This window comes from Acidobacteriota bacterium (genome assembly GCA_040754075.1).
GTDB lineage: Bacteria > Acidobacteriota > Blastocatellia > UBA7656 > UBA7656 > JBFMDH01.
In genome coordinates this window covers 155,266-168,513 of the sequence record JBFMDH010000004.1, presented here as the reverse complement: position 1 = coordinate 168,513, position 13,248 = coordinate 155,266, and the positions used below count along the sequence as shown (strand labels likewise).

Below are 13,248 nucleotides of genomic sequence, written 5' to 3'. Positions count from 1 at the left end.
CCTATATTTCGGTGAACCGTTTTCCAAATCTCGCCACTCAAAATGCCAATTTATGTCACTTTAATCGCTATCGGGGTATCGGTGGGCTGGAGGCATTCGCCGGTGCGCCCCTGTTTGAACGAATCACGCCGGTTTCATCCATGAAGTAAAAGTCGCCTTCAGCGGAAAACGATTGCGGGTTGGCGTTGATGGTAAAAGTCTTCCCGGTTGGACCAACGGTTAGCGTAAAGTTGTATTCGCTTTTTGTGCCGGTAGCAACAATCGGGTCGATAATATTTTCACTGTAAAGTTGCGCCAAGGTGCCATAACCCGCGTATTTTCTTTCATATAAAATTTGTCCGCTGCCAAACACTTTCAGCGTTTGAATTGCCGATGCGCCCTGAGCCAGATGTCTTGAGCGACGCAAGGCGGGAACGGCAATAGCAGCCAGAACGCCCATAATCGTTACGACCAGCAGCAATTCTATCAGCGAAAATCCACGCTCATGTTTTGGCTTTACCATCATTTTTCTCCTGAATTCCTGTTAAATTTCAGAGCCTACTCAAACTTCAGACATCAAACATTGGCAAGGCGTGTGCCATAACTTTTTATCCATCAGGTTGGTCAACCCAGCCATTCTCGTTGACTCCCCGAACCGGGAAGCGATGAGTGAATTTTAATTTTTCACCTTGAATTTGAATTTTCAGGAAGGGTAGAAAAACTTGCCTGAACCTTTTAGAATCGCTAAGACCTAAGAGAACGTTACTGAATTCATTTAAATTGACATGACAAAGTCTTCCGGAAATCAGCTTTTACTCTATGATGGGGTTTGTGGTTTTTGTAACCAAAGCATACGAACTATCCTGAGTCACGACAAACAAGGCACTCTGAAATTTGCGCCGCTGCAAAGTGAATTGGGGAAAAAAATTTTAGCCCGCCATCATCTGGAAAATATTGATTCCCTGATTTTTGTTGAGAACTACGAATCCGCTGAACGCTTATATGTGCGGTCAAGCGGCGCACTGAAAGTCGCCAACTACCTGGGCGGTTGGTGGAAATTCTTTCTAATTTTTTATATTATCCCGCGACCGATTCGCGATTTTTTTTATGACCTGTTTGCCAGGTATCGCTACCGGTTGTTTGGCAAATATGACCATTGTCTGTTGCCTGCACCGGAAGTTCGCGCGCGCTTTCTTGATATGGCATGAAATCAATTGCTGAATCAGTGAATTCATTATAATGAGCGCAAACCAAGCTAAAGTTTTTCTTACCGCCGAATGGAAATATTTAACGATGCTCAATTTTGAGATTGAGCCAGACATCTTGCGCCCCTACGTTCCGGCGGGAACCGAACTCGACACCTGGAACGGCAAAACCTTCGTGAGCGTCGTCGGTTTTCTCTTTTTAAATACCAAAGTTTTGGGTTTAGCGATTCCCTTTCATCGAAATTTTGAAGAGTTGAATCTGCGTTTTTATGTTCGCCACCAAGCCAGTGAAGGTTGGCGGCGCGGCGTAGTCTTCATCAAAGAAATCGTTCCGCGTTTTGCCATCGCCACGGTGGCGCGCGTGGTGTACAACGAAAATTATGTCGCGATGCCCATGCGCCATCAGCTTGAAATAGAAAACCATAACTTAAAAAATAACAGTCAGGTTGAATACGGCTGGCGTCATCGAGGCGATTGGAATTTTCTTAGGGTGCGAATTGCCGGTGAATCAAAACCCCTGGTTTCGGGCGAAGAAGCCGAATTCATCACCGAGCATTACTGGGGCTATGCTGCGCAAAAGGATGGCGGCGCGGTTGAATATCAGGTTGACCATCCGCCCTGGCAGGTCTGGCAGGTAAGCAGTGCCCAGTTACATTGCGATGCCAAAGCAATTTACGGCGAAAAATTTGTTGACGCCTTATCGGCAAAACCGAGTTCGGCATTTGTCGCCGAAGGTTCGGCAATTATCGTCAGACGCGGCGTCAGGCTTTAACCCTTAACCGTTCGGCAAAATTTCAACCAACCCCATTCGCTTTTTAATGGATAATTCTTCTATGCCGGTACTGAATCGGCGTTTTCCTCATAACTCAACGCAAGGTCGCCCTCTTGCACATCAACCTTGAGTTTGCCGCCCATTTGCAATTTGCCGAATAAAATTTCTTCGGCGAGCGGCTCTTTGATTTTCGATTGAATCAACCGTCCCATCGGACGCGCGCCCATCAATTTGTCATAGCCATGTTCTGCCAACCAGTTGCGCGCCGCGTCTGTCAGTTCAATACTGACCTGCTTTTCAAAAACCTGCGCCTGCACCTCTTTGATGAATTTATCAACGACGTGTTTGATGTCATCAAACGCCAGGGAATTAAACGCCACCCAGGCATCCAGGCGATTGCGAAATTCGGGGCTGAAGGTGCGTTCAATGACGCCTTTACCACGGCTTCCGGTCGCGCCTTTGTGAAAGCCAATCGCATCGTTGCTGATTTCGCGCCCGCCCGCATTGGTCGTCATAATTAACACCACGTTGCGGAAATCAGCTTTTTTGCCGTTGTTATCGGTAAGCGTCGCGTGATCCATCACCTGCAATAAAATATTGAAAACATCGGGGTGGGCTTTTTCGATTTCATCAAGCACCAGCACCGAATAGGGGGTGCGATTGATGGCATCGGTGAGCAAGCCGCCCTGATCGAATCCCACATACCCCGGCGGTGCGCCAATCAAACGCGACACCGTGTGTTTTTCCATGTACTCGCTCATATCAAAGCGTAAAAATTCGATGCCAAGGGTTTTGGCAATCTGTTTGGCGAGTTCGGTTTTGCCGACGCCCGTGGGTCCCGAAAATAAAAAAGAACCTATCGGCTTTTCCGGTTGCCCCAAACCTGAACGCGAAATTTTGATGGTGCGGACAATCTGTTCAATGGCATGGTCTTGCCCGAAAATTACCCTCTTTAAATCGCCTTCCAGATTTTTCAAACGGTCTTTATCGGAAACCGAAACCGTTTTCGGCGGAATCTTCGCCATGCGCGCCACCACCAATTCAATGTCTGCCGGGTAGAGGGTTTTTGGGCGTTTGCGACGCGGCAATAATTTCACTGCCGCGCCCGCTTCATCAATCACATCAATCGCTTTATCGGGCAAAAAACGGTCATTGATATATTTTGCTGAAAGTTCAACCGCCGCTTCCAGGGCTTCATTGCTGTAGCGGACGGCGTGATGATCTTCGTAATATTTCTTCAAGCCTTTGAGAATTTTCACCGTGTCATCAACCGTGGTTTCACTGATTTCAATTTTCTGAAAACGTCTTGCCAGCGCCCGGTCGCGTTCAAACGAGGCTTTGTATTCAGGATAAGTTGTCGAGCCGATGCAACGGAGTTCGCCGGTGGCAAGCGCCGGTTTTAAAATATTCGAAGCATCCATCGAACCGCCGCTGACTGCGCCTGCGCCGACGATGGTGTGAATTTCGTCAATGAACAGAATTGCGCCTTTGCGTTTTTTGAGTTCGGCGATAACCGCTTTGAGCCGCTGTTCAAATTCGCCGCGATATTTGGTTCCGGCAAGCATGCCGCCTAAATCAAGCGCATAGACATCAACGCCTTTTAATACTTCGGGCACTTCTCCGCGTTGAATTTTTAACGCCAGACCTTCGGCAATCGCGGTTTTGCCGACGCCCGGGTCGCCGACATAAATGGGATTGTTTTTGCGACGACGACAGAGGACTTGAATGGTGCGTTCGACTTCTCTGGTGCGACCGATGAGCGGGTCGATGCCGCCTTTAGCGGCGCGTTCAATCAAATTGGAAGTGAATGCCGCCAGCGGGTCGCGAATCGGCTCTTCTTCCATCTCTTCATTATCCATGCCGTCGCCGGGCGAAGGATTGTTATCCGAAGCGATTTTGGAAATGCCATGCGAAACAAAATTGAGTACATCGAGGCGCGTGATGCCCTGTTTTTCCAGAAAGAATTTTGCCATCGAACGCGATTCCAGCAAGAGCGACGCCAGAATATCACCGCCGTTAATCTGTTTTTGTCCTGCCGATTGCGCGTGCGACAAAGCGCGTTGCAAAACCCGCTGAAAGGCTTGCGTCTGTTCAGGGATGTATTCGCCATCAATGCTGAAGGGTTCAAAATTTTCATTCAGGTATTTTTCAACGTCGCGTTTGAGTTCTTCGACGTTGCCGCCACAGTTGCGCACAACGTTGGTTCCGGTTTTCTCATGCATCAGGGCATACAACAAATGTTCAAGAGTAATATATTCGTGTCGCCGGTTAATGGCTTCATCAATGGCGCGATTCAAAGTGGTCTGTAATTCTTTGGTAATCATAAGCGAACCCAAAATAATTTATTCCTCTTCGACGGTACATAATAGAGGATACTCATTTTGTCTGGCGAGAGCCATCACCTTTTCGGCTTTGGTCTCGGCAATTTCATATGAATAAACCCCGGCTACCCCTATGCCTTCCTGATGAACCTTGAGCATGATAACAAACGCCTCGGTTTCCGATTTTTTGAATACGCTGATTAAAATGAAGACCACGAATTCCATCGTGGTGTAGTCATCGTTATGCAGAAGCACTTTGTAAAGCGGCGGTTTTTGAAGTTTCTCCTTGCTCTTTGGAATCGTCAGTTCTTCAGGTTGTAAATTCGGCTTAGGCATAGGTGATTATTTTGCATTGACTGAATGGAGATTTCCACGCTAATTGTAAAAAGATTTATTTGCGCGATGAACTATTTTGACTAAGGAACCTAAATGATTATCGGCATACTCGGCGGCGGGCAACTGGGCAGGATGTTAGCGATGGCGGGTTATCCGCTGGGACTCAGATTTCGCGCGCTCGACCCCTCATCATCCGCGCCCGCAGGTCATCTCACCGAACATCAGGTTGATGATTTCACAGACCTCGAAGCGCTGTCGCGTTTTGCCGACGGACTCGATATTGTCACTTATGAATTTGAAAATGTGCCCGTCGAATCGGCGCGGTTTTTAAGTCGCCGCGTGCCGGTGTATCCGCCACCCGTTGCTTTGGAAAAAGCTCAAGACCGACTGGTTGAAAAAAGCTTTTTTCAGGAACTGGGAATTCCGACGCCACCTTTCGTCCGCGTCGAAACTTGGGAAGATTTGGAAGCGGCGATTAAAAACATCGGATTGCCGGCACTATTGAAAACCCGGCGATTCGGTTATGACGGCAAAGGTCAATACACCCTTCATAAAGAAGAAGACGCTGTGCTCGCCTGGCAGACGCTTGGCGGGGTGCCGCTCATATTTGAAACCTTGATTGAATTTGAGCGCGAGGTTTCGATTCTCGCCGTCAGAAGCACCCACGGCGAAACCAAATTTTATCCGCTGGTTGAAAATCATCATCGACAGGGAATGCTCAGACTGTCGCTTGCGCCCGCGCCAAATCTGACGAATGAGTTGCAAGCCCTAGCCGAAGACTATGCGACACGCGTGTTGCAGGCGCTCGATTATGTTGGGGTTCTGGCGATTGAATTTTTTCAACTGGATGGCAAGTTATACGCCAATGAAATGGCGCCGCGGGTGCATAATTCCGGGCATTGGACGATTGAAGGAGCCGAAACCAGTCAGTTTGAAAATCATCTGCGAGCGATTATCGGAATGCCTTTGGGGTCAACGGCAACCATCGGATTTTCTGCAATGGTCAATATCATCGGTGCCATTCCAGACCGTCGCGCTGTCCTGAGCGTTCCCGATGCGCATTTGCATCTGTACGGCAAAGCGGCGCGACCCAATCGTAAACTCGGGCATATCACCTTGCGTTGTGATAGCAAAGAAGCGCTGCAACGACAACTCAACCAATTGCTCGAACGAATTGGCGAAATCGCTTAGACTTCCAGGAATGGCGAATAAGGAATGGTGGGTTCTTCCGTCCTTTTTTTAATTCCATCATCGCCGTTTTCATAAATTTCCAGAGCGTCATCAAATGCCTGTTTGATAATTTCAGGGTAAATCCGCGCGTCTTTCGTCAAACTCTTATCCAGTTTCAACTCTTCAATCATGATTTGCGCGCACCATTCGCCCAGTTTTCTGTAGCTTTCAAATTGCGCTTCGTCATACCACAAATCGCTGGTGCTTTGTTGAGGAAAATCCTTGTTCTGCCGCATGTATTGGCGTAAATCAACGCTCTCTTTTTCAACCAGCGAAGGTTTGATGACGATAATCACCCCTTGATTACCGGTCTTGATACTGGTTTCACTCCAGCCCAATTCACGTAAATGGTCAGGGTCATAAGTGATGCTTCCGGCAATAAAGTTGCGCTCCGAAAAAAAATCGCCGCTCACATCATCCTCTTTGGCAAACAGCGGCGTCACATCCAGATCAATCTCTGTGCGAAAATCAATCCGGCATCGGCGTATGGCTTCGCCTAAATCCTCGAAGCGATTGTTCGGGTCTGCGCCGTTATCGGAAACCACGATGTACAAACAGCCGCGCTCAACCAGTGAATAAAGTCCGGTGTTGTCGAAATGCCCGCCATCCGTGAGGTAGCAATAGCTCGACAGGTCATTGGTTTGCGAGAGAAATTCTTTGAGGATATAAAACGGCCAGAGTCCGGCTTGCGAAGAGCGCCACAACCGGCGATTGGGCGTCGGCGCCCAATATCCCAAACGCACATTCAAAAGCGTCAACAACATGGCGACCGCCGAAGTCTGCGTCTTCGCGCCCATATTCGGACTCACCGCAGCCCCCGATACGGCAATCGCAGTGCCGAGCGTCATCTGCCCTTGCATATACTGTTCGGGCAAATTTTTCCGGTAGCCGGTTCGCGAAGACCCGGAATATAACTTGGATAACACAAAATAATCGGATGAACGTTGCGCGGTTGCGAGGTCTTTGCCGCCAACCAGATTCAAGGTCGTATTGATGAGATGAAAGGGCGCGCCCCTTTGACAATTATTTAAATCTTTCAACAAGATGTCGTCGCCGGTTGCCGATTCGGTAATCTCCTGTGACCGACGATTGGGATTTGACGCGCCGAGATAGGCGCGCATCAATCGCGATTTATAAAACATATGCATCGACAGCATATTGGGGTCTGACATCCAGCCAAGCGCCACCGACAACGAGTAGGCAATAAACAGCAAGCCCAGCGTTAAATAGCCCATCAACATGCTGGCGTGATGCTGCTTATCGGAAAAAAAGGTGAAAAATAAAAAACCCGCTAAAACCACATAGGTAAACGCAAGCAAAGAGATTGAGCGTTTAGTATTGCCATCCCAGCGGTAAATTTCCCACATTGCCACCACCCCACAGCCAATCAACCCAATGATAAAAATACTGCTCTGGGCGACCGAAACCGGAACCGAGCTTTCCTTGAAAACCGAAAAGAAAATCGAATTGGCAAATGAGGTTTTATTGGCTAATAAACTGAAAATCAGAAAGAACAGAACCACAACCGAACCTAAAAATATTTTCCGACCGCGCATCGAATTGGGTATGCGATAAACAATCAGTAATCCAATGCCTGCGCCCAGCGTTCCAATGATGTAACAGTACGGCATCCAGCAAGCAGATTCCGAGTTAAATTCCGGCTGCGCTCCGAGAAACCATTTAATCGCCCACCAACCGACGATTGCGGTGACCAGCAAAGACAGGAGGCTGATTAAAAATGCGCCGATTTTTTTCCAGGCGCGAATTTCGTAGATTGCCAGAAACAGATAGAGCACGATACAGACCGCAATCGGAATCTGCATTTTTTCGACGAACCCGGCTTGGTCAGCTTTAAAGCGAATCAACATCCAGCGCGATAGCCAGGCAAATGCCACCGCCAGGCAGACCAAAACCAGTGGCGGGGTGAGCGCGATAATCAATCTTGCGGTCATCGAAGGCTCGCTGACTTTATGTTTGTCTTCCCCGCCGGTCGGTGAATTTTTGATGGCGGTGAAGATGGAACCGGCAATCGAAGCAATCAACGCAATCCAGCCGCCGGCTTTGGCAACATAATCGGTGATTGTCTGCTTTGAGGTTGGATTGCGAAAAATATATTCGGCAATTTCGTATCCGTAACCGGAAAGCGCCAGCACCAGAATCACTCCAACCAGTGAAACCGTCAAAGTCGTTTGCAAGCGGACGATGCGGTTTCCGTGAACCAACTTGCGCCACTCCCATTCATCCTCTTTGCGCGGCAAACTGTAAAACCATAGACAGCCGGAAATCAGAATGATTGCCGAAAACAGCCAGAAAAATTTTGGCGGAACGCCGTTTTCATAAACGATGACCAATCGTTGCAAAGCCACCAGCGCCAGCATCACCATAAAGGTTAAACCGAGCGTCAGAATCAAACTCAGCAAATTGCCTTTGGCGTATCGGCTCATTACCCGTTCGCGTTTATTCTGAGCAAAGGGCAGAGATTGCCACCATAAAATCCCGGAGACCACCAACCAGATAAGCAGTAAAACACCGATGACCCAGGGCGGCAGTTGCAGAAAAAGTTTTAACGGATTATAAGCCGAAAGAGAAAAATTGCCGCTCGTGAAATTCACGCTTAAATAAACCACGCCGACAATCAACATCCAAAAAATCACACTGGGAATGGCGTGCGCGATTTTGTCAATAAATTGCGGGGTGATATTCACGCGCAACCAGAAGGCTGTGGTCACCAGTAGCCAGATAAGTATTGGAATAATCAGGTAAGCGGCAAGCGCCAGACGATTCATCAACGCCGCTTGATAATTGGTTTTCAGTTGGCGTTGTTTTTCTGTGAATAATTCGGTCTGTTCCCTTTCTGCATCATTAATCGCGGCTAAATCATTTTTTTGCTGTCTCTCAATCTCCTCTTTATTTTTTTCAAATTCACCCTTGGGCAAATTCCGGTTTTCGAGTTCAAGCAGTTGTTCATCCGCAAGGCGGTTCACTTCCTCTTTTTCCGGCGCATATTGTGATGGCAAGGCTGCAAGTGCCTGCTGGGTCTGGGCAATCTCTTGTTCAAAGGGAATCAGAAACTCGGACGATGAATTATTCTGTAAAACAAAATAGAACTGCCCGACCAGCACAAATGAAAACAGCAACGGCAGCAACACCACCCAGGTGAGAATGAGGTTTCTCATTAACATCGATACCGCCTGCCAGGTATCGCCGCTCAGCAGACCTTTTCGCGGAGTTAAATAATTGCTGAACAGTCTGAGGTGATGAATCGGGTCTTGCGATGCGCTCAGCGAACCCTCTTTTATCTTTTCGTAACCTTTCAGGTATTTGGAAATCCTTGCCGGTTCGATGCGTTCAGGTTGCGGAAACAACGGGCTGACGCCATCCTGCGGCGCGCGAACTGCCTGTCGCTCATCTTCGTGGAAACCGACTTTCGTTTCACTTCGCGAAAGCCAGGCGCTCCACCAACCGCCGACGTATCCACCACCGGAAACCGTCGAAAGATAATCAAAAATTCGCAGCAAATTGTACTCTTGAAATTTCTGTAATAATCCGAGAGAAAAGGTCGCGCTGCGAATGCCGCCGCCAGATAAAGCAAGCCCCACAAGATTTTTCGGCGGATAATTTTTTTCTGCCTCTTGCGACATCTGATGCTGGCGGCGACGCTCTTGAATTTCCCGCCACTCGGCGCGAAAGACATCAGCAAAGGCGCTGGCTTTCGTCGCCCAATCAATCGCCCCTTCAAACAGCAACCAGCCGCCCTCTTTTGCATTGCGGGCAATTTCCGCGCTGAACATAATGCCGACTCGTCTGGCTGGAGCAATGGTGCCGCCATGCATTTTGCTTCCGGTGCGATAGCCGAAAAGAAAGGCTTTATTGCCGCCATTGTTAATCGAAGCGACGACCACATCGGCGCGATACAAATTGATGACCGCGTCCTTGATGGGTTCGCGACTGACCGATACGATGCCGCTCAATCCCCGCGCCATCATATTGGACGGGTCAAGAATTTTGACCGAATTTGAGCCGTGGGAATCAAACACCAAATCGGTTGTCGCGCACATCTTCATACCGGCAAGCAGATGTTCGCCCATAACGATAATCGGCAGCGGCAGGTCTATCAGTTTTGCAGTTAATTCGGTGGCTTTTGGCAGGTCGGTTTTGGCAATGGCGGTTGAGGAAACAAAAATCAATTCGGTTTTGAGCAGTTTATCCGCGTCTGTGAGATAAGCCGGCAACGATTGCTCGTTGGCAAGCTCGACATCAAAACCGATTTTCTTTAATCGTTCGCTGATTGCCTGGTCGCCTTCATGATTTGGCAAGAATTGCTCTTCTGTGACTTCCAGGTATTCATTGACAATGAACAAAACTTTTCCAGGCATGGCGCGTGACCTCCCAGTGAATTCTCGAATACCGGCTGAGGATAGGAGTATTCGAGCACCTTACGATTAGGCATGACGGAAAGGGCGCGTCAAACGATGCATGATTTAGCGTTTTGTATTGGCGCTGGCTGGCATCCATTGACAATCAGACTGTCAATGAGCAAGGGAATTGAAAACGATTAATGAATTGAGTGACCGAAAACCGAATGATTATTTCGGAACGATGACGTCGGTACGCAGGAATTGGTCGAGGATTTCCGCATAACGGGCGCTGCGTTCAACGATTTCGTTTTCGGTATCGCGCATCTCCTGACGCGATTGATAAAGTTCGTCGGCGATTTGCAATGCCGCAAGAATCGCCACTCGCAGTGAATCGACGGTCATGGTCTGGCTGGCAATTTCATTCATGCGGCGGTTGACGTGGGCTGCCAGTTCATTGATGTATTCCGGTTCATGCTGACTGCGTAGATTATAGGTCTGGTTGTAGATGACGACTTTATGTGAATAGGTTAGATTTTCTTCCATAATGACAATCTTTATTGTTTGATGTTGGGAAGCTAAATCCTGCGTACAACTTTGGATTAATGCGATAACTCTTTTTTGAGGGTTTCCGCCGTATCCAAATCCAGCATCGCAATCGCGTCGAGCATGGCTTCGATTTTGAGCTTAATGGTATCGCGTTCATTGAGCAATCGCTCAACCTGCAATTCGAGCCGTTCCTTTTCTTCGCCAAGTTGTTTGGTTTCTTGTCTGAGGGTGAGAACTTCGCGTTCGAGGGATTCGCGCAACTGGCGTTCACGTTTGAACTGCTCTATCGTGCGGTAAATTTTGTCTTCGAGATTGGCGAACTTTTCGAGTCCGTAGATGCCGCTACTCACTGAATGCCCCCTTCGGATTGCGGATGGTGAATTGCGGATTGCGAATTGAAAAAACGATTTTCTCAAATCCGCATTCCGCAATCTGCAATCCGCAATTCTGTTATCGTAGTTGTGCGCTGAAACCCTGCTCCATCAAATCCCGTATGCGTTGATGCATCTGCGATACTTCCTCATCGGTCAACGTCCGCTCGTCACTGCGATAGACGACGCGGAACGCCAGTGACCGCGTGCCTTCCTGCATCTCTTTGCCTTTGTACATATCAAAGACCGCAACCGATTCAATTTCACCTATGCCAAGTTCTTTGATTGCCCTGTCGATTTCGCCCCAAGAAACCGTATCCGGCAACAACGCTGAAATATCACGAGAAATACCAGGGAATTTCGGCAACGGCTTATAGCGCACTTCATCGTCGGCAAATTCCATTAACTTTCCGAATTCAATTTCGCCGACGTAAACAGGCTGGCGGAATTTATACAGCGCAGCGACTTTGGGATGCAGGCGACCGAATCGCGCAATCACCATCCCGTCTTTGTTCAACTCCGCAGACTGTCCAGGATGCAGGTATTCTACACTTGAACGCTCAATTGTAAAGCCTGAGACGCGCAAACTTCCTAAAACCGATTCCATCACCCCTTTCAAATCATAAAAATCAATCTGGCGATTGCTGCGCCAGGCGTCTGGTATGAACGCGCCACTCATCACCAGTCCCAATATTTCACGCTCATCGGGACGTTCGCCTTCGCTCTTCGAGTTGAACACCCGACCGAGTTCAAAGAGTTTCACATCTCTGCGTCCGTGAAAAAAATTCCGTTGCAAAGCGCCGAGCAATCCGGTCATCAACGAAGCGCGCATCTCAGCTTCGTTCACATCAATGGGATTTTCGAGTTTCGGGGTGGTCTCTTTTTCGACGCGAAAAATCGCATCGCTTTCACCGTTTACGAAACTGAAAGAAATCGCTTCATTAAAGCCCGCATCAATCATCGTATTGCGCGCCGCGCGACGGCGTTGTTCACTGTCGAGATATTTGCCCGCTTCTACGGAATCCGGCAACGTCGTCGCAATGTGTTCATAACCGAAATGGCGCGCCACCTCTTCAACCAAATCCTCTTCACGCGCAATATCTATGCGAAAACTCGGTGCCACCGCCAGCAATTCGCGCTTATCGGCAAACGCCGCGACCGTGAATTGCAAGCCGTTTAAAATCTGTTCGGCGCGTTCCAAATCGACGCGCAAACCCGTGAGTTTCTCGATGCGCGCTTCGCGCAATAAAACCGGGTCGCGTTCAATGCGTTTGGGATAAACATCAATCACGCCTTTTAAAATTTCGCCGCCGGCAATTTCCGCGATGAGTTGCGCGACACGGTCGGCAACCGCGACTTGCGAATCAAAGTCCATGCCGCGCTCATAACGATAAGACGCTTCGGTTCCCATGCCTAAGGCTTTCGCCGTGGCGCGAATCGAAGCCGGATTGAAATAGGCGCTTTCGATTAAAACGTCGGTTGTCTGGGCGCTGATTTCGGTCTCTTCGCCGCCCATCACGCCGCCAATCGCCACGGCTCTCGCGGCATCCGCAATGACGCACATTTCGGTTGTGAGTTCGCGTTCAATGCCATCAAGCGTCTGAATTTTTTCGCCGGCGCGCGCGCGACGCACAATGATTTTTCTATCGTGCAGGGTATTCAAATCAAAAGCGTGATTGGGTTGCCCCATTTCAAACATCACATAGTTGGAAATGTCTGCGATGTTATTGACCGAACGCTGTCCGACGGCTTCAAGCTTTTTCACCAACCACGCGGGCGACTGTCCGACTTTGACGCCGCGCACAATGCGTGCCGCATATCGCGGACAGAGGTCTTCCGAGTGAATTTCAATCGCCGCGAAATCTTCGACGGCTTCATCGCTCTCTTTGAGTTCAAGGTTAATCGGTTTCAGTGCGGTGCCGCATACCAGCGCCGTTTCGCGCGCGATACCTAAATGACAAAGCGCGTCGGGGCGATTCGAGGTTAAATCGATTTCCAGAATGTGGTCGTCGCCGTGCGCTTCGACGGCATCAACCGCGAAACCAATCATGGTCAATTTTTCAGCGAGTTCTCTGGGAGATAAATTAATTTCGACAAGTTCGCTGAGCCAGTTGTAACTAATCTTCATGC

At 48.9% G+C, this 13,248-nt stretch carries 10 protein-coding genes; 3 read left to right on the top strand and 7 right to left on the bottom strand.

Annotation, left to right across the window (positions count from 1 at the left end; genetic code table 11):
• Positions 1–67 precede the first annotated feature (67 nt).
• The gene (locus AB1757_06350) at positions 68–505 is read right to left on the bottom strand and encodes a prepilin-type N-terminal cleavage/methylation domain-containing protein (protein MEW6126643.1); all 438 of its coding nucleotides are present in this window, start codon (positions 503–505) and stop codon (positions 68–70) included.
• A 259-nt stretch (positions 506–764) separates the two neighbouring features.
• Between AB1757_06350 and AB1757_06345 the strand changes: the two genes are divergently transcribed.
• Both AB1757_06345 and AB1757_06340 read left to right on the top strand, forming a co-directional pair.
• On the top strand, positions 765–1,187 hold the full coding sequence (locus AB1757_06345) for a DCC1-like thiol-disulfide oxidoreductase family protein (protein ID MEW6126642.1): 423 nt from the start codon (positions 765–767) through the stop codon (positions 1,185–1,187).
• A 31-nt stretch (positions 1,188–1,218) separates the two neighbouring features.
• The gene (locus tag AB1757_06340) at positions 1,219–1,956 is read left to right on the top strand and encodes a DUF2071 domain-containing protein (protein MEW6126641.1); all 738 of its coding nucleotides are present in this window, start codon (positions 1,219–1,221) and stop codon (positions 1,954–1,956) included.
• A gap of 59 nt (positions 1,957–2,015) precedes the next feature.
• Here the strand turns inward: AB1757_06340 and clpA are convergent, their stop codons facing one another.
• Complete coding sequence (gene clpA / locus AB1757_06335) at positions 2,016–4,280, bottom strand: ATP-dependent Clp protease ATP-binding subunit ClpA (protein ID MEW6126640.1); 2,265 nt, start codon at positions 4,278–4,280, stop codon at positions 2,016–2,018.
• A gap of 18 nt (positions 4,281–4,298) precedes the next feature.
• The gene (locus AB1757_06330; protein MEW6126639.1) at positions 4,299–4,613 is read right to left on the bottom strand and encodes an ATP-dependent Clp protease adaptor ClpS; all 315 of its coding nucleotides are present in this window, start codon (positions 4,611–4,613) and stop codon (positions 4,299–4,301) included.
• Positions 4,614–4,706: 93 nt separating this feature from the next.
• Between AB1757_06330 and AB1757_06325 the strand changes: the two genes are divergently transcribed.
• On the top strand, positions 4,707–5,804 hold the full coding sequence (locus AB1757_06325; protein MEW6126638.1) for a 5-(carboxyamino)imidazole ribonucleotide synthase: 1,098 nt from the start codon (positions 4,707–4,709) through the stop codon (positions 5,802–5,804).
• On the opposite strand, the gene AB1757_06320 is transcribed toward AB1757_06325, so the two are convergent.
• From AB1757_06320 to pheT, 4 genes are all read right to left on the bottom strand, one after another.
• Positions 5,801–10,219 carry a hypothetical protein gene (locus AB1757_06320; protein MEW6126637.1) on the bottom strand — a complete coding sequence of 1,473 codons (4,419 nt, stop codon included), beginning with the start codon at positions 10,217–10,219 and terminating at the stop codon, positions 5,801–5,803. The two genes, AB1757_06325 and AB1757_06320, sit on opposite strands and share 4 nt — an antisense overlap.
• A 210-nt stretch (positions 10,220–10,429) precedes the next feature.
• Positions 10,430–10,744, bottom strand: coding sequence for a cell division protein ZapA (locus tag AB1757_06315; GenBank protein ID MEW6126636.1), 315 nt, complete (start codon positions 10,742–10,744; stop codon positions 10,430–10,432).
• A 56-nt stretch (positions 10,745–10,800) separates the two neighbouring features.
• A complete protein-coding gene (locus AB1757_06310; GenBank protein ID MEW6126635.1) occupies positions 10,801–11,097 on the bottom strand; it encodes a hypothetical protein in 297 nt (98 codons plus the stop codon).
• Between the two features lie 100 nt (positions 11,098–11,197).
• Positions 11,198–13,246 carry a phenylalanine--tRNA ligase subunit beta gene (gene pheT / locus AB1757_06305; protein MEW6126634.1) on the bottom strand — a complete coding sequence of 683 codons (2,049 nt, stop codon included), beginning with the start codon at positions 13,244–13,246 and terminating at the stop codon, positions 11,198–11,200.
• Positions 13,247–13,248 lie beyond the last annotated feature (2 nt).